This window comes from Gephyromycinifex aptenodytis, assembly GCF_012277275.1.
GTDB classification, from domain to species: Bacteria; Actinomycetota; Actinomycetes; order Actinomycetales; family Dermatophilaceae; genus Gephyromycinifex; species Gephyromycinifex aptenodytis.
In genome coordinates this window covers 2470064-2487349 of record NZ_CP051155.1, presented here as the reverse complement: position 1 = coordinate 2487349, position 17286 = coordinate 2470064, and the positions used below count along the sequence as shown (strand labels likewise).

General features: G+C 66.8%; 16 protein-coding genes. 7 read left to right on the top strand and 9 right to left on the bottom strand.

The features are described 5' to 3' along the window. Positions 1-99: 99 nt before the first annotated feature. From fahA to G9V96_RS10695, 3 genes are read right to left on the bottom strand one after another with little or no spacing between them, the layout of a single operon-like run. On the bottom strand, positions 100-1293 hold the full coding sequence (gene fahA, locus G9V96_RS10705) for a fumarylacetoacetase (protein WP_168583009.1): 1194 nt from the start codon (positions 1291-1293) through the stop codon (positions 100-102). A 55-nt stretch (positions 1294-1348) separates the two neighbouring features. Beyond that, on the bottom strand, positions 1349-2296 hold the full coding sequence (locus G9V96_RS10700; RefSeq protein WP_210424389.1) for a hypothetical protein: 948 nt from the start codon (positions 2294-2296) through the stop codon (positions 1349-1351). Continuing rightward, positions 2293-3561 (bottom strand): homogentisate 1,2-dioxygenase, encoded by a 1269-nt coding sequence (locus G9V96_RS10695; protein ID WP_168583008.1) that lies wholly within the window; start codon positions 3559-3561, stop codon positions 2293-2295. The genes G9V96_RS10700 and G9V96_RS10695 overlap by 4 nt, the downstream gene beginning before the upstream one ends. 90 nt (positions 3562-3651) lie before the next feature. Here G9V96_RS10695 and G9V96_RS10690 point away from each other — a divergent pair, with 90 nt between their 5' ends. The 5 genes from G9V96_RS10690 to G9V96_RS10670 all read left to right on the top strand — a co-directional run bounded on the left by G9V96_RS10690 (position 3652) and on the right by G9V96_RS10670 (position 7806). Then, positions 3652-4173 (top strand): MarR family winged helix-turn-helix transcriptional regulator, encoded by a 522-nt coding sequence (locus tag G9V96_RS10690; protein WP_168583007.1) that lies wholly within the window; start codon positions 3652-3654, stop codon positions 4171-4173. 93 nt (positions 4174-4266) lie between these two features. Further along, positions 4267-5481 (top strand): ABC transporter substrate-binding protein, encoded by a 1215-nt coding sequence (locus tag G9V96_RS10685; protein WP_226913279.1) that lies wholly within the window; start codon positions 4267-4269, stop codon positions 5479-5481. A gap of 5 nt (positions 5482-5486) precedes the next feature. Beyond that, entirely contained in the window at positions 5487-6590 is a 1104-nt protein-coding gene (locus tag G9V96_RS10680; RefSeq protein ID WP_226913278.1) for a FecCD family ABC transporter permease, read from the top strand. Next, positions 6587-7351 carry an ABC transporter ATP-binding protein gene (locus tag G9V96_RS10675; RefSeq protein WP_168583006.1) on the top strand — a complete coding sequence of 255 codons (765 nt, stop codon included), beginning with the start codon at positions 6587-6589 and terminating at the stop codon, positions 7349-7351. Before G9V96_RS10680 ends, G9V96_RS10675 begins: the two co-directional genes overlap by 4 nt. A 50-nt stretch (positions 7352-7401) precedes the next feature. Next, positions 7402-7806, top strand: coding sequence for a cupin domain-containing protein (locus G9V96_RS10670; protein WP_168583005.1), 405 nt, complete (start codon positions 7402-7404; stop codon positions 7804-7806). Between the two features lie 28 nt (positions 7807-7834). On the opposite strand, the gene G9V96_RS10665 is transcribed toward G9V96_RS10670, so the two are convergent. Then, positions 7835-9445, bottom strand: a complete 1611-nt coding sequence (locus tag G9V96_RS10665) for an FAD-dependent monooxygenase (protein WP_168583004.1) — start codon at positions 9443-9445, stop codon at positions 7835-7837. Positions 9446-9532: 87 nt separating this feature from the next. Beyond that, positions 9533-10492 (bottom strand): MBL fold metallo-hydrolase, encoded by a 960-nt coding sequence (locus G9V96_RS10660; protein WP_168583003.1) that lies wholly within the window; start codon positions 10490-10492, stop codon positions 9533-9535. A 405-nt stretch (positions 10493-10897) separates the two neighbouring features. Here G9V96_RS10660 and G9V96_RS10655 point away from each other — a divergent pair, with 405 nt between their 5' ends. Then, positions 10898-11551, top strand: a complete 654-nt coding sequence (locus G9V96_RS10655) for an IclR family transcriptional regulator (protein ID WP_210424387.1) — start codon at positions 10898-10900, stop codon at positions 11549-11551. A gap of 82 nt (positions 11552-11633) precedes the next feature. On the opposite strand, the gene G9V96_RS10650 is transcribed toward G9V96_RS10655, so the two are convergent. From G9V96_RS10650 to G9V96_RS10635, 4 genes are all read right to left on the bottom strand, one after another. Beyond that, the gene (locus tag G9V96_RS10650) at positions 11634-12992 is read right to left on the bottom strand and encodes an MFS transporter (RefSeq protein ID WP_168583002.1); all 1359 of its coding nucleotides are present in this window, start codon (positions 12990-12992) and stop codon (positions 11634-11636) included. 193 nt (positions 12993-13185) lie between these two features. Further along, positions 13186-13980 (bottom strand): ABC transporter permease, encoded by a 795-nt coding sequence (locus tag G9V96_RS10645; RefSeq protein ID WP_226913277.1) that lies wholly within the window; start codon positions 13978-13980, stop codon positions 13186-13188. After that, positions 13938-14774 (bottom strand): ABC transporter permease, encoded by an 837-nt coding sequence (locus G9V96_RS10640; protein ID WP_226913276.1) that lies wholly within the window; start codon positions 14772-14774, stop codon positions 13938-13940. Before G9V96_RS10640 ends, G9V96_RS10645 begins: the two co-directional genes overlap by 43 nt. Further along, on the bottom strand, positions 14774-15733 hold the full coding sequence (locus G9V96_RS10635; RefSeq protein ID WP_226913275.1) for an ABC transporter ATP-binding protein: 960 nt from the start codon (positions 15731-15733) through the stop codon (positions 14774-14776). Before G9V96_RS10635 ends, G9V96_RS10640 begins: the two co-directional genes overlap by 1 nt. Before the next feature lie 157 nt (positions 15734-15890). On the opposite strand from G9V96_RS10635, the gene G9V96_RS10630 reads away from it, so the two are divergent. Further along, positions 15891-17267, top strand: a complete 1377-nt coding sequence (locus tag G9V96_RS10630) for a UTP--glucose-1-phosphate uridylyltransferase (protein WP_168583000.1) — start codon at positions 15891-15893, stop codon at positions 17265-17267. Positions 17268-17286: the final 19 nt, after the last annotated feature.

Genomic DNA, 17286 nt, shown 5'->3' with positions numbered 1-17286 from the left:
AGGGCCCGGTCGGGGTGATCGTGAGACGAGGAGGCCCCCGCAGCAACCGTGGAGATTGTCGCTGCGGGGGCCTCTCGCGGTCTGCGTCGGCCGGTTCGCTCAGCAGGTCGCCGGGCGGATCGTGGTGGTGACCTCACCGAAGTCGATGCGTTCCCCGCCCTCGCCGGGGGCGCTGGCGCGCAGGGTGATCGTGTCCCCGTCGAGCACGAAGGTGCGTTCCTGCCCGCCGACCGTGATCGGCTCTTTACCGCCCCAGGTCAACTCGATGAACGCGCCACGCTCATTCTTGTCCGGGCCTGAGATCGTGCCCGAGGCGAACACGTCGCCGGTGCGGGTGGCGGCGCCGTTGACGGTGGTGTGCGCGAGCATCTGTGCCGGTGACCAGTACATCGTGGAGTACGGCGGCCGGGAGACGACCTCGCCGTTCCACTCCACCTCCAGCGCGATGTCCAGCCCCCACGGCTCTTCCATATGCAGGTACGGCAGCGGTTCGGGGTCCTGCACCGGGGTGGCGCAGTGCGCCTGCTTCAACGCCAGCATCGGCACCACCCATGGGGAGATCGAACTCGCAAAGCTCTTGCCCAAGTTCGGGCCGAGCGGCACGTACTCCCAGGCCTGGATGTCGCGCGCGGACCAGTCGTTGAAGATCACGGCACCGAAGAGGTGCTGCTCGGCCTCATCCGTACCGATGCAGGTGCCCATCTCGTTCCCGGCCCCCACCACGAAACCCATCTCGGCCTCGATGTCCAGCCGAGTCGAGGGCCCGAAGACCGGCGCCGGGTCGTTGGGACCCTTGCGCTGCCCGCACGGGCGCACCACGTCCACCCCGGAGACGACGATGGTGCTGGACCGGCCGTGGTAACCCACCGGAAGGTGCTTCCAGTTCGGCATCAACGGGTCGGGGTTGTCAGGTCGGAACAACCGGCCCAAGTTCGAGGCGTGGTTCTCGCTGGCGTAGAAGTCGACGTAGTCCGCCACCACGAACGGCAGGTGCATCTTTACCTGCGAGACCGGGTGCACCGCCGCTGCCGGAACCTCCCCGCCGACCGCTGAGCGGATCGCCTCACGTACCTGAACCCAGCGCTGGTAGCCCTGAGCCATGAACGCGTTGAGGTGTTCGCAGGCGAAAACCTCTTCCTCCTGCGGCAGCAGCATGGCCAGGTCGACGACGTTGTCCCCGACTCGGGTTGCGACCCGCTTAACGCCGTCACCGACCGAATACACCCCATAAGGCAGGTTGGACATGCCGAACCCCGAATTCTCGGGGACATGCAGGCGGATGGTGTCGGTCATAGGTGGTCCTTCCACGTCAAAGCGGTAGAGGGCGGATCAAAGGAACGCGGCCGCGCTAGTCGGCCGCTCCTCGGTGACGGCCGTGCTCGGTGAGACGGACCTCAGGCCCGCCACCTGGTCCGGGTTCTGGCTGCTCAGCGGCGGCGCGACGATCGATCAAGCCCAACTCCAGGAGTTCGGCGAGCGGTTCGTCGATGCTGCAGGTGCCGTAGGAACGGAATGACGCCCGCAGGCGCTCGGCGCGCGCGGTCGGCAGGGCGCGCAGGCGCTCGGCCAGAGTCGGCCCGTTGCGCTCGCCCAGCAGTTCGGCGATCTCGCTGCGCTCGGCGCCCTGGGCGGCGGCGTCGGTGGCCAGCATCACGTTCAGGAAACCATGCTGCTCGAAGCGGTGCTCGGGCTCGGTGTTGCGCACCGCATGGTGCAGCCCAGCGGTGGCCTTGAAAGCGATCCCGGCACGCACGACCGCCTGGATGGCGCCGGCAAGTTCGTTCTCTGAGGGGTAAAGGTCAGCGCGGATCCCGCCGGTGCGGAACTTGGCCCGATAGGGCGTACCCGCGAGCAGGTCGATCAGCTTCGAGCGTCGATGATCCCGCGGAATTTCCACGTACACGCCCAGCCCGCCGCCTTCGACGTCTACCCCCGCCAGAGCCTGTCCGAGGGCCGGAATGACATCCTCGGCGCTCATCGAATCCGGCACCGCGATCTCCAGTCCGGCCAGGCGAAGTGGCGGCAACAACGCTGCCGAGGTGATGACGGCCTGCGCCTCCTGCGGCGAAGGGACCGTCACCGACACGGCCAAGGAGGTACGCGGCAGCCCGCTCAGCAGCGGCGGCAGCTCCACGAGTTTGGCGGCACTGATGATAAAGGGGCCGACCAGCGCGGCGTAGTCGCTGCGGTGATGCAGGATGTGGTCGGGCACAGCGTGCACAAGAGGCTTATTGCCGGGCGGGAAGATTGCGGCGTCGTCACACAGGCCTCGAAGGACGGCGGGGATGCTCGTCATGGCGTCTTCTTCTCCTCATTGGCCAACACGCGGCGGCCGCCGCTCCAGGACCACGGATAGTTCTCATCCTCGCAGGCAAGGCCGGCCTCGCCCAGGTCCAGCGGGCGGAAAGTATCGACCATGACGGCGGTCTCGTCGAAGGCCTCCATCCCCAGGGAGGCCTCCATGGCGCCCGGCTGCGGGCCGTGGGCGTGCCCCGCCGGGTGCAGCGAGATCGATCCGCGGCCGATGCCGGAGCCCTTACGCGCCTCGTAGTCACCGGCGACGTAGAACATCACCTCATCGGAATCCACGTTGGAGTGGTAGTACGGCACCGGGATAGCCAGCGGGTGGTAGTCCACCTTGCGAGGCACGAAGTTGCACACCACGAAGTTGTGCCCCTCCCACACCTGGTGCGCCGGCGGCGGTTGGTGCACCCGGCCGGTGATCGGCTCGTAATCGCTGATGTGCAGCAGGAACGGGTAGAGGCAGCCGTCCCAGCCGACCACGTCCAGCGGGTGGTGCGGCTGGGTGTGCACCGAACCCCCGATGCCGCTGGGACCGCGACCACGATGCTTGATGTAGACCTCGGTCGCCTCGGCCGGGTCGGCGCCGATGTTCTCGGCCAGCAACGGCTCGCTCGGAACGACATAGTCGCGTTCACAGAACGGGCTGTGCTCCAGCAACTGCCCGTAACGGCTCAGGTAGCGATGGGGTGGGGTGATGTGGCTGTTGGCTTCGATGAAGTAGGCGCGAAACGGCTCACGGTAGGCCTCGCCGTCGCGTGGCGTCACCGGCAGCCACCGGTGCGTCGTCGCGCGCGGGATGATCGCGTAGTGGCCCTCGCGCACGTCGAACGCACCGAAAACGGTTTCTAGGCGAGCGTTTCCGCGCTCCACATAGACGCACTCATCGCCGATGGCGTTGCGGTACCACGGGCTGATGGTGTCAGCGGCGACATAGGCCAGGCGCACGTCGGCGTTGCCGAGCACGAGACGCCTGCCCCGAACCGCGTCCACACCCTGCTCCGCCCCGGCGGGGAAGAGGTCGTGCAGCTTGTGGTGCCGCGGTGTCAGGGGCGCGTTGGGCGTCAGGCTGTGGTCGCCGATGTCCCACTCACGGATGTCGTTCAGCGCTGAGGGCAGACCGCGGTGGTAGAGCAGGCTGGAGTCGGAGCTGAAACCCTCCTCACCCATGAGCTCCTCGTAGTAGAGCTCCCCCTCAGGCGTGCGGTGCTGGGTGTGGCGCTTCGGCGGGATGCTGCCCACACTGCGGTAGTAAGCCATCGAACTCTCCTGTCATCCCTGTAGTACATCTCTGTACTATCTTGTCAACGGTAGCCGACAGACCGGACCCGCGCCAGAGGTGAACAAGCAATGACGAGCGACGAAGAACTGGATTTCTGGTCTTTCGTGCGCCTGGCGCGCACGCGCCTGACCCAGCAGGGGTTCAGCGACCCGCACGCCACCGAACTCCTGCTCACTCTCAACCGCGCGTCCGGGATCATCACCTACGACCTGGAAGCGAGCGTCCATCGCCCGGCGGGACGTTCCTGGGCGACGTTTCGCATCCTGTACGTGCTGTGGCTCGCTGGCGATCTCGAACCGCGCCGGGTCGCCGAACTCACCGGCTTGACGCGGGCTGCCGTCTCCAACCATCTCGGCCCGCTGCTGCGCGAGGGTCTGCTGCATCGCGAACCGGCTGCCCATGACGGGCGCTCGGTGATCCTGTCCCTGAGCACCCGGGGAGAGCGAGAGATCCAGTCGCTCTTCGCTGCCCAGCATGAGCGCGAAGTCGCCTGGACCGCCGCCCTGACCCAGGACGAACAGGCCACGCTGGTGCGCCTGTTGGACAAACTCGTCTCGCGGACAGACCTCGACGTTCGCCACCGACACTGACGCGACAGGCCGACCCCAGGGGCGGACTTCACATTGGCGTGAACATTAGGTTAGGTTGTCCTTACCTATTTCCCCCACCCGTAAGGCCAACTCGTGAAGCTTCGTTCAATTGCCCTTGTGGCCACTCTCGCGGCAACCCCACTCCTCGCTGCCTGCGGCGGCTCTGACTCAGGCGCCGAAAGCCCGGCGAACGGTGAGGCCACATCCGAAGCCGCCGCCAGCGGTGACGCCAGTTCGCCTGCCGCCGAGGCCGCCGTCAGCGTCACCGACGCTGCCGACCGCACCGTGACGTTCGACCACAAGCCCGAGCGCATCGTCCTGGGGGAACAGCGCGCCGCCTACGCCACGATGATCCTCAACAAGGACGACCCGACCGACAAGGTCATCGCCTGGGGCAAGGACATGGAACGGGCCGCCCCCGACATGTACGCCCAACTCCTCAAGGCCGAGCCGGAGGCCAAGGACATCCCGCAGATCGGCTCGGTCAACTCGGGCGACCTTTCGGTCGAGGGGCTGCTCCAGCTCAAGCCGGACGTGTACGTAATGACCCTGGACTCGATGCGCGCCGCAGAGCAGAACGGCCTGCTGGACAAGATCGAAAAGGCCAAGATCCCGTACGTCGTCACCGACTTCCGGGTCAAGCCTGCGACGAACACCGCCGTCTCGATGAAGCTGCTGGGGCAGATCTTCGACCGCGAGGACAAGGCCGATGAGTTCCTGAAGTACTACGACTCCGTGGTCGACCCGCTCATCAAGGAGGGCGAGAAGGCCACCGATAAGCCGGTCACCTTCATGTGGCGCGCCCCCGGCCTCAAGGCTTGCTGCTCCACCTGGAACGACGTCAACTTCGGCCAGATGCTGGCTCAGGTCGGCGGCACCAACCTGGCTGCGAAGTTCCTCAAGGGTGAAGAAGGCGACCTGACCCCCGAGCAGTTGCTCGCCAGCCAGCCCGACATCCTCATCGCCACCGGTGGCGCCTGGTCGGAGCAGAAGATCGACGAGAAGTCCAAGACGTCCTACCTCAACCTGGGTTACGACACGGACGAGGCCGCGGCCACCGCCTCGCTGAAGGCCCTGGGCAAGCAGCCCGGCTTCGACCACCTGAAGGCCTTCGAGAACAAGAAGGTCCACGGCATCTACCACCAGTTCTACGACGCCCCGTACAACTTCATCGCTTACCAGGCGTTCGCGAAGTGGCAGCACCCGGAAAAGTTCACCGATGTTGACCCGGCGGCGACGTGGAAGGACTTCTCGGAGAAGTTCATGCCGTTCCCGGCGCAGGGCACCGTCGTGGCCTCGATCGACTGAGCGACGTGGCAACAGTTATCGAGCACGAAGAGACACCAGCGAGCAGCGCGCCACCCAGCGCGCGCGACCAGCTCGACATCGCCAGGCGGCGCACTCTGCGCCGCCTGGCGGTGGTTGTGATCCTGATCGTCCTGGTGGTGTACGCATTCGCCCAAGGGCTGGCGGTGGGGCCGCTGCACTACAGCCTCAAGGAAGTCACCGCAGCACTCATCGACCCATCGGGAGTCGATCCTCAGCTGCAGTCCGTCGTCTGGAACTTGCGACTCCCACCCGCCTTGCTCGCGGTGCTGGTCGGCGCATCACTGTCGGTCGGCGGTCTGCAGATGCAGACAATCCTGGACAACCCGTTGGCGGAACCGTTCACCCTGGGCGTCTCGGCCGCAGCCGCCTTCGGCGCTGCGCTGGCGATCGTCACCCGGTTCCAAATGCCCTACCTCGAGCAGTACACCCTCACGGTGTGCGCGGGCGGGATGGCCCTGATCACCGCGCTGATCATCTCGGCGATCTCCTCCTGGCGCGGCGCGAGCACCGAGACCGTGGTCCTTTTCGGTATCGCGATGGTGTTCCTGTTCCAGGCATTGCTCACGCTCATGCAATACAACGCCAGCGTTGAATCCCTGCAGCAGATCGTGTTCTGGAGCATGGGCTCGATGCAGCGAGCCACCTGGCCCGCCATCGTGATCGTGGGGCTGTCCCTAGTGCTTGCGGTGCCGTTCTTCATCGTCAACGGCTGGCGACTGACGGCCATGCGGTTCGGCGACGCGCGTGCTCAGGCCCTCGGTGTCAACGTGCGTCGGGTGCGGGTCGGCACGCTGGTGGTCGTTTCCCTGCTGGCCGCGATCGCGGTCTCGTTCGTCGGGGTTATCGGTTTCGTCGGTCTTGTGGGGCCGCACGTGGCGCGGGTACTCGTTGGTGAAGACCAGCGGTATCTGCTGCCTGCCTCGCTGCTGACCGGAGCGGCGCTGCTCACCGGCGCCCACGCGGTCAGCCTCGTCATCGTGCCGGGCGTGGCCGTCCCCGTCGGGATCCTCACCGCGACCATCGGTGTTCCCGTCTTCGTCGCAATCATCCTGCTCCGTCGCCGGAGCGCCTTCGGAGGTGGACGATGAAGCTGTCCCTGTCGGACATCCACTACTCCTATGGGCGCCACCGCGCGTTGGCCGGGGTGGACCTACCGCCGGTCGAGGGTGTGGTCGGGGTTCTGGGACCGAACGGTTCTGGAAAGTCGACCCTCATGCGCTTGATCGCCGGTATCCACCGCGGTAGCGGGACGATCCGCGCCTGGGACGCTGACGGGCGCGAACTCGGCGAGCGGGAGCGTCGGGACGCCCTCGGCTATGTTCCGCAGGATCCACCAGGTGATGTCGCACTGACCGTCATCGAGGCGGTCATCGTCGGTCTCGCGCGCCGCTCGCTGTGGCGCACGAACCGTAGCGACGTCGAACGCGCCTACGAAGCGCTCGGCGAGTTGGGCATTCAACAGCTGGCGAACCGCTACCTGGGAGAGCTCTCCGGCGGGCAGCGGCAGTTGGCCGGCATCGCCCAGATGACGGTGCGCAAACCGCCGATCATGCTGCTGGACGAACCGACCTCGGCGTTGGACCTGCACCACCAGCTCAAGGTGCTGACGTTCGTGCGCCAGCGCACCGCCGGCAGCGGCGGGGTCACCTTGGTTCCGATGCACGACATCAACCTCGCCGCGCGGTTCTGCGACCAGCTCCTGGTGCTGCGCGACGGGCGTTCCGTGCAGTTCGGGACCCCCGAAGAGGTGCTGACCACCGAAACGTTGTCGGCGACCTATCGGGTGGAGGCCAAGGTGCTCTCCGATGCCGGGGTGCCGGTGGTGGCCCCGATCGGTTTCTGCACCTGAGCCACCTGGCGGCGCGTGGGTCTAGCGTGGGGGTGTCGATAGGAGACACCATGTCCGACTCTTCGGATCTCACAGACCCCACGCGCGGCCACGTCGAGCAAGCCGCATCCGGGCGCGCCCCCGGCACGACGGACGGCATCGCCACCTACGTCGAAGATCTACGCGATCGCTCGCAGCCCCGAGGCACTCGCCCCGGGGCTGCGACCGTTCTCGACACGGACACAGCCAAGATCGTGGCGTTCGAGTTCCCCGAGGGTGGCGAGCTCAAAGAGCACGCAGCCCATCACCCCGTCCTCATCCAGGTGGTGCGCGGCAGCGTCGACTTCACGCTTCCCGAGCGCACCGTGCGCCTCACCCCGGGCCAGGTCCTGCATCTGACGCCGATGCTGCGTCACGCGGTGCATGCGCTGGAGCCCACCACCTTGACGGTGACGATGCTGCTGCCCCACGACTGAGGGCTGCGCTGGGCCGCTTTGCCGTTGATCAGAGACGGCAGAGCACCCTGCGCACCGCGGCGGCGGCGTCCTCAGCGTTGGTGACGAAGGCCGCGATGTGGGCGTCTGGGCGGATGACGACCGCCTCCCCGCTACCCAGGTTCAGCGAGCGCGCCACGATGCCGTCACCGTCCACCTGCTCCAGCGGCACTACCGTGACCGCACACCCGAGGTCGGCGACCGCGCCCTCGATCTGCGGCTGCAATGCGGCGCCGGTCAACACCACCAGACCGCGCCGGGCCAGTTCACGCAGCCGCCCCACCTGCGGCCAACCCTGGATCGGTACGTCAGGGACGAGCACGCCCGGCACCGGTTCGGGGTCCTCGCCCTTGGGCGGGCGGCCCGGCCACGGCCGATCGGCGTTGGGGGTCGTCAACTCCGAATCGATGTACCAGAACGGCTCCGCCAGGCGGCCGGAATCGACCTGGTTGCGGCGCTGAGGGTTGAGGATCGAGTCCTCCAACACGTCCAGCCGCCAGGCGTGCTCCTCGGCCGACTGCGGCACCAGGAACGCCATCGTGCGCGAGGTGACCTCAAGGTTCTCAGCGGCCGCCGCGTGCCTCTCGCAGTGGTAGCTGTCCAGCAACGACTCATCCGCCCAGCCGTGCACCACGAAAGCCAGCTTCCAGGCGGCATTCTCGGCGTCCAGAACTCCCGAGTTCAGTCCGCGAGCGCCGAACGGTGACACCAGGTGCGCGGCATCTCCGGCCAACAGCACCCGCCCCACCCGCATCCGGTCGACCTGGCGGGCGTGGAAGCGGTAGAGCGACTTCCACACGATCTCGTAGTCGGCCTCCGGACCGATGATCTGGCGGATGCGGCGATCCAGACCCCCGTCGGCCTCGTCCTGCTCCAGCGAGAAGTCCGGCGGCACCTGCCAGTCGATGCGGTACACCGAATCAGGACACGGGTGGATGAGCACCTGACGTCCGGGGTTCCACGCCGGGTCGAAATAGAAGCGGCGTTCCTGCTCCCACCCGGGCAGCGTGGTGCGGATGTCGCAGATGAGGAACTGGTCCTCGAAGGTGAGCCCCTCGAAGCTCAGACCCAGCAGGTCGCGGATCGCGCCGCCCTTGGACCCCGGGCAGGCCACCGCGTACGAGCCGGTGACGTCGACCTGCCCGTCGGCGCTCTGGCAGGTCAGGGTGACCCCCGCCCCATCCTGGCGCACGTCCACGACGTGATGGCCCCAGGCGTAGGTGATGAGGTCGGTGTCGGCGATCTGTTCGTCGAGGATCTGCTCGGTCCGGGTCTGGCTGATGTTGACGAACGGCGGGAAGGGCGACCGCCCCTTATCCACGAACCCCTGGCAGAACAGTTCGGTGTCGCGGTAGAAGGTGCGCGCCCTGGTCCAGGTGAGCCCTTCCTCGGCGACCTGACGACCGGCGCCGACGTGATCCCACACGTCGAGCACGTCACGCTGCTGGCACAAGGCCTTGGAGCCGATCGGATCCCGCTCGGGACGCGAATCCAACAGCACGCTCGGCACCCCCCAGCGGGCCAGAAGGAGCGCTGTGGTCTGCCCGACCGGACCGGCACCGATCACGAGGACCTGCCGGTCAGCAGGCAGACGGGGTGGGTTCTGGGGGTCACAAGCCATGACGTCGTTGTCCTTGCTGCTTGAGTGATGTGTGCGGCTACCAGAGCGGGCGGCGCGCTTGGAGCGTGCCGCCCCGCTCTGGCGTGCTCAGTCCTGCAACTGGTCCCAGACCTCGCGGTCGCGCTCGGCGGTCCACACCCGCGGCCAGTCGATGCCGTCGAACTCATCCCAGACGCGCTGAACGTCGAAGGGCAGGCAGTGCTCGAAGATCGGCCAGTGCCCGAACTGCGGGGCCAGTGCCGTGTGGGTCGCCTGGAACGCCTCTTTGAGGGTCCCGCCACGCTGGTGGACGGCGCCGACCTCGCGGAGCATGACGGCGATGAACTCGCGGGTCTGCTCGATGGCGGCGTTCACGGCCTCGCGACCGCGGGTCACCCCGCCGCGGCCACCGATGAGGAACTCGGCCTCGTAGGCCTTGACCTTGTCCAGAGTCGCGCCCGACCAGTCCGAGTGGAAGGCGTCACCGGTGTACAGCGCAGCCTCGGCCTCGACGAGGTCGCCGGCGAAGAGCACCTTGGGCTTCTCCACCCACGCGACGAGGTCGCCGGCGGTGTGGCCACGGCCGCAGTACTCCAGCACGAGGTTGCCGCGCTCGCCGCCGAGGTCGATGACGTAACGGTCGTCGAACGTCTCACTCGGGTGCGTGAGGCCGGGGATGGTCTCGGGGTTCTTGAACAAGCGCGGCATGCGGCCGAACTCGCTGTCCCAGTCCTCCTGGCCTCGCTCGTCGATGAGCTTCTTGGTGTTCGTGTGCGCGATGACGATCTCGGCCTCGTACGCGGCAGCACCCAGCACGCGCACCGCGTGGTAGTGGGACAGGACGAGGTATTTGACCGGCTTGTCGGTGTGCTTGCGCAGTTCGGCGAGCCACTCGTTCGCGGCGGCCGGGGTGGCGAGGGCCTCGAAGCAGACGACGAAGTCTTCGCCCTCGATCGCGCCGATGTTGGGGTCACCCTCGGCGGTGAGCGCGTAGACCCCGTCGGCGAGGACCTCGAGGGTGCGTTTCTTCTCACCGAGGTCGGCGGAGGACGCGAAGGGCTTTGCCATGAATGACTCCTGTGTGACGGGGTGCGATGCGCTCGGGCTGACGACTGGCTGAGCCACGGGGGCTGCCCGCGCCGAACTGGTTCTACAGACCGATGTAGTCCGGCGCCGAAACGGTAGCGGTGAGCCACCCGTGCGCGGATTGACTCCCAGCGCCTGGGCCAGACCGGCTGATCTGACGCGAACGGAATTCTATTATCGGTCTGGCTATTCGTTATTAGCTCATGCGAGCGTAGGGTCCCGGCTGGGATGAGGCAAGACCTCCGAGCCGAAATCTTGCTGGGCAGGTGAATCGGCTTCCCTTCCAGACGAACACACGATCGCCACCGCCCGTCCGCCAACTTCTCGGGACTATTCGCATAGCGAGTAGGGTTGACGCCGCCCCGCCCACCACTGCCGAGGTGCCCCGTGCCGACAACCACCCGCTCGCAAACCCTCGACCGTGGCATCCGCCTGCTGGAGATCCTGGCCGCAGCTCCGCGACCCATGACGATGAGCGAACTGGTCCAGGAGTCCGGTCTGCACCGCTCGATCGTGTATCGACTCATCCGCACCCTGGAAGACCACCGCTTGGTCGCCCGCTCCGCTGCTGAGACCTACCGGCTGGGCTTCGGCCTGGCAGCCTTGGCCGGCGGACTGACCCAAGACCTCACCTCCGCGGCGCGGCGCCCCTTGCAGGAATTGGCCGATGCCACCGATCTGGCGGCGTTCATCGTCGTGCGGGAGGCCGAAGAGGCGGTCACCGTGCTGGTCGTCGAGCCGTCGATCCCCGGCCCGATGTTCACCCTGCGGATCGGTTATCGGCACGCGGTGACCCAGGGCGCCCCGGGTCGGGCCCTGCTCATGCTGGACGGTGACGGCCAGGTCGATGCCGACCAACGACAGCGCGGCTGGACCCATTCTCTCGGGGAGGTCCTGGACGGGGTGGGGTCAGTGGCAGCGCCGCTGCGGGGCTATGTGCACCCGGCAGCCGTGGCACTGACCTACGTGGGCGATCACGACGTCGAGCACCTCAGCCGGCATGTCCTGGGCGCTCGGGATCGGATAGCGGCAGCGTTGTGAGCCCAGACGCCGACGCCGCCTCCTCGCCATCGGATCAAAGGGCGAGCAGGCGGCATCGGAAGACAACGGAGGGCAACCCGGCTCAGTGACCGGACATCGTGTGCAGCGGCTCCTGAGAGCGGTCCTTTATGAAGAACACGCACGCCAGCGAGACGAGCGTGACCGGGATGAGGTACCAGGCAACCGAGGTGATGTCTCCGGTGCGTTTGGTGAGGTACTCGGCGATGGTCGGGGCGAACGCACCACCGAAGACCGCGCCGATCGCGTACGCCAAGGACACACCCGACAGGCGGATACGAGCCGGGAACATCTCGGCGAACATCGCCGACTGCGGGCCGTAGTTGAGCCCCAGGGGGATACCCATCACGATCAGACCGACACCGATGAGCATCGCGTTCTGGGTGTCGATGCCCTCGCGGATGAGCCAGAACATCGGGTACAGCCACAGCGCGGTGATGATGTAACCGATCTTGTAGACCCGCACGCGGCCGATCTTGTCCGACCAGATGGCGCCGAGCATCGTGGTGACACCCCACACCGCCGCGGAGATCAACGCCCAGTTGAGTACCGAGGAACGGGCCAGACCGCCGGCAGCAGCCGAACCGATGACGAAGCCACCCACGAGCATGTAACCCACGGCGTTGTTGCCGATGAAGGAGCCGGCCGCGAGCAGCACCTCCTTGGGGTGGGTCTTCAGCAGTTCCTTCTGCGGCGCCGTGGCGTGCTCACGGGCTTCCTTGAGCTCCTCGAAGACCGGCGACTCGGCGATCCGCGAACGGATCCACTGACCGATGAAGACCAGAACGATGGAGAAGATGAACGGGATGCGCCAACCCCAGGCGTCGAACTGTTCCTTGGTCTGGGTCATCGCCAGGACAGTGAGGAACAGCATCGCCAACAGCATCCCGGCAGGAACGCCGATCTGGGGGTAGGCGCCGAATTTGCCGCGCTGACCCGGGGGTGCGTGTTCGACGGCGAGCATCGCCGCCCCGCCCCATTCACCACCGGCAGAGAAGCCCTGCGCGCAACGCAGCAGGATCAACAGCAGCGGCGCGGCGACGCCGATCTGTTCGGCCGTCGGCAGCAACCCGACAAGGGTGGTCGCCAGCCCCATCAGGCCCAGGGTGAGCACCAGGACGATGCGGCGCCCCCAACGGTCACCCACATAACCCATGGCAATGGCACCGGCAGGCCGGAAGAAGAACGAGACGCCTACTGTCGCGAAGGCCGCGAGCTGCGCCCACTCCCCCAGCCCGGAGAAGAAGAGCTTGCCGAACAACAGACCTGCCACATTGGCGTAGATGAAGAAGTCATACCACTCGATGGTGGTGCCGACCATCGTCGCCATAGCGACCCGGCGGTACTCCGATGGGGAAGTCACCGGGGCGTCTACATCGACGACGATGTAGGGCTCGTCCGGGGACGTGGGGAGTGAAGACATCGTTGTCCTAGCGGTCGTCTTGATGAGCGTGAGGCACCTCGGAAGGCTGCTCGCATAGCGAACATGCGATTCCGTATGAGGCTCCGCCACCGTAGGGAGATGCCGGTCCGCACACAAGGGAATGCCTCTTCGCAGGACTCGTTCGTCGGCGACCGGTCGCCTGAGTCGATAAGCGGCTCGGGTTACCGGCGGGTCAGTGCCGAAGCAGAACGTCGAACCGGTGACGAGCGAACAACACACCCATCACGCCCAGGGCCACCAGATAGATGACCGAATACCCCGAGGCCACCGTGGGCATCCCCGTCGTCAGTTCCCGACACAGCACCACCCCGCGATACAGCGGAGTGAACTCGATCAACCAGCGAAGCGGCGCCGGAAATCCGAGGATCGGGAAGAACGTGCCGCTGAACAGGGTCATCGGCATGAGCGCCAGCGTGATGAACTCGAAGTCTTGCCAGGAACGCATGTAGGTCGTCAGCCACATGCCCACCCCACCCACCGCCAGGCCGATGAGCAAGCAGGCGGGCAGCGCGAGCAGTGCCAGCGGAGAGTGCACGAGACCCATCGCGGCCATCAGCCCCAGGAATCCGGTCGCATAGATCCCGCCCCGGATCAGGGACCAGGTCACCTCCCCGACCGCGACATCAGCGGTGGTCATCGGGGTGGCCAGGAGCGCGTCGTAGAGCTTGGCGTATTTGAGCCGGTGAAAGATGTTGAAGGTGGAATCCATCACCGCACCGTTCATCGCGGAGGTGGCGAGCATCGCCGGAGCCACATAGGTGGCGTACGGGATCAGGGTGCCACCGACCTCGAAGCCGGGGATCATCGCCCCGACCCCGATCCCGATGGAGAACAGGAAGAACACCGGCTCCAGGAACCCGGTGAGGAAGACGAACGGCAGCCGCCGGTACACGCGCACATGCCGGGCGACCAGATGCCAGGCCATCATGACAACAGCCGCCTGCTCAGCAGCCGCACGCTCAGCCACCAGCCGAGCACCCCCAGCCCGAGAAGCACGCCCACGTGCAGCAGCGCCGCCCCCGGGGCCAGCGGCGTGCCGAGCATGAGGGCGCGAGTCAGTTCGATGGCGTGCCACAGCGGGCTGAACATCGCCAACCGCTCCAGCACCGGGCCGAGGTTGGAGATGGGGAAGAACGCCCCGGAGAACAGGTAGAGCGGTACGAGCACGACCCGGAAGATGATCGAGAACCCAGCCTCGCTCGGGGTCCACACGCTGTAGGCGCAGACCAGCGCCGCGAACGCCCACCCGAGGAGAAGTTGCACCCCGAACGCCAGCAACGCCCCGGGCAGGTTCGCGTAGAGGCCGAACGGGGCCAGGGTCAGCATGAAGATGGCGCAGGACAACGCGACGCGCAGCAGGATCGCGGCCAGCGCGGCGGTGACGATGTCGACCACCCGCAGCGGGGTAGCAACCATCGACCAGAACGTCTTGTCCCAGGTGATGGCCCCATAGATGGGGTAGGTGGCGTCGCCGATGGCGATGGTCATGGCCTGCCCGGCGAGCAACCCGGCCGCGATGAAGTGCAGGTAGGAGGCAGCCCCGGGCGGTCCGCTGCCGGCTGCGTCGATGTAGGAGCCCAGGACCAGGCCCATCGCGGCCACGTACAGCAGCGGGTTGAGGATTGCGGTGACGACCGAGCCCTTCCAGGTGCGGCGTAGCCGCGTCCAGTGATAGTCGCTCTGGCGGGCGAGCATCCGCAGGTGCCCCGGCGCGGGCGGCACCGTCGTTATGTCGCGGGGTCGAGGCGCGGCCTGGCTCATCAGTCGACCAACGTCCGACCGGTAAGGCGCAAGAACACATCTTCCAGGGTCGAGCGGCGCACGAGCACCTGGGCGGGGGTCAGTCCGCGTTCGTGCACCCGGGCCAAAGCGTCCTCGCCGGAATCGGCATAGAGCAGCAACCGGTCGGGCAACACCTCGACCCGCTGGGCGCACCCGGCCACCTGCTCTTCGAAGCTCGTGTGGTCCACGACCCCGAACCGCAGCTCGGCCACCTCGCGAGTGGTGTGCGCTGCGATGAGTTCGGCCGGGCTACCCAAGGCGGCGATCCTGCCCTCGTGCATGACGACGAGTCGGTCGCAGAGTTGCTCGGCCTCGTCCATGTAATGCGTGGTGAGGATCTGGGTCACCCCGGCATGTTTGAGCCGGTAGAGCTGGTCCCACAGGGTGTGCCGCGCCTGGGGGTCCAGACCGGTGGTCGGCTCGTCGAGGATGAGCAGGTCCGGCTCGTTGACCAGGGAGCGGGCGATGGTCAGGCGACGTTTCATCCCACCGGAGAGGTCATCAACCTTGGCCCCTGCCTTGTCGGTGAGTTTGACGAAGTCGAGCAGTTCGTCAGCGCGTTCACGCACCCGCGCCCGGCTCATCCCGAAGAACCGCCCGTACACGATGAGGTTCTCGCGCACCGACAGCTCCAGGTCCAGGGTGTCCTCCTGCGGGCAGACCCCGAGGCGGGCACGGATGCGGCTGCCGTGACGCGCCGGGTCGAGCCCGAGCACCCGCAGCACCCCGCCGCTGGCCGGGGAGGTGGTCGCGATCATCCGCATCGTCGTGGACTTGCCGGCCCCATTCGGCCCGAGGAAGCCGAACACCTCTCCGTGGCGCACATCGACGTCGATCCCGCGCACCGCTTGGAAGGCACCGTAGGTTTTGGTCAGCCCGCGCGCGTGGACGAGGAGGCGCTGCCCGGCCTCGTCTTGATCCTGCACCTGATCCGCCACGGGGGGAACCGTAACCGAGAGCATCCCGACCCCGCCGCTGAATCTCCATGGTGCTGACCCCGACACCTAGACGAGTAGTTCTCCGCAGGGCCAAGAACGCGTCTAGGGGGCAGCGCCCGTTCGGCCCTGGGCCGAGCCACCCCGATACGATCGATACATGAGCGAGCAGGGGCTTGGACAGGCACAAGACAAGATGGCAGCGGCCGGTGTGAGCCAGACCGCGATCGACGTCTTCAGCTACTACTACTCGGAACTGCAGGAGGGCGCGACCGGACTCATCCGGGAGGAGACGATCCGCCCGCTGTTGGACCCACCGATGCTCACCGACGTCGAGGTCGACGACGCTGCCGCGGCAGAAGCGTTGGGCGCCACCGTGCTCATCAAACTCAACGGTGGCCTGGGCACCTCAATGGGCATGCAGGTGGCCAAGACGCTGCTGCCGGTGCGCGAGGACAAGACGTTCCTCGATCTCATCGTCGACCAGGTGATGGCAGCCCGGCGCGAGCACGACGTGCGACTGCCGTTGCTGTTCATGAACAGCTTCAACACCCAGAAGGACACCCTCGCCGCGCTGGCGAAGTACCCCGACCTGCAGGTCGATGACCTCCCCCTGGACTTTCTACAGAGCCAGGAACCCAAGCTGCGCACCGACGACCTGACCCCGGTTGAATGGCCCACCGACCCGCAACTCGAATGGTGCCCCCCGGGTCACGGCGACCTGTACCCCTCGCTGTTGAGCACCGGCGTGCTGGATGCTCTCATCGAGGCCGGCTTCCGCTATGCCTCGGTCTCCAACGCCGACAACCTCGGCGCCGGGCCGGATGCCACCCTGGCCGGGTGGTTCGCCGCCACCGGGGCGCCGTACGCGGCTGAAGTGTGCCGCCGCACCGCGATGGACCGCAAGGGCGGCCACCTGGCGATCCGCAAGGAAGACGACCAACTCATCCTGCGCGACACGGCGCAGACCGCCGAGGATGAGATGGAGTTCTTCACTGACGAGCACCGCCACCCCTACTTCCACACCAACAACCTGTGGTTCGACCTGCGGGCGCTGCGAGAACTCCTCGCCGAACGCGACGGGGTGCTGCGTCTGCCGCTGATCCGCAACGTCAAGACCGTCGACCCCAAGGACTCCTCCTCCCCCGAGGTCGTGCAGGTCGAGACCGCGATGGGTGCCGCCGTGGAGATCTTCCAAGGCGCTCGAGCCATCTGCGTCCCGCGATCCCGGTTCCTGCCGGTCAAGACGACCAATGAGCTGCTGTTGCTGCGCTCCGATGTGTACGACGTCGACGAAGCTGGGCGCCTGAGCCTGGTGCCTGAGGCGGCCCCGGTGATCAGCCTGGACTCGCACTTCAAGAAGATCGCCGACTTCGATGAGCGGTTCAGCGCCGGAGTGCCCTCGTTACGTCAGGCCAGCGCGCTGACCGTGGACGGCGACTGGAGTTTCGGAGCGAATGTCACCGTCACCGGCGACGTTCACCTTCAGGACGACGGCGCCCCGCAACATGTGGCCGACGGAAAGACGCTGTCCTGACGAACTCTCCCGACCCGAG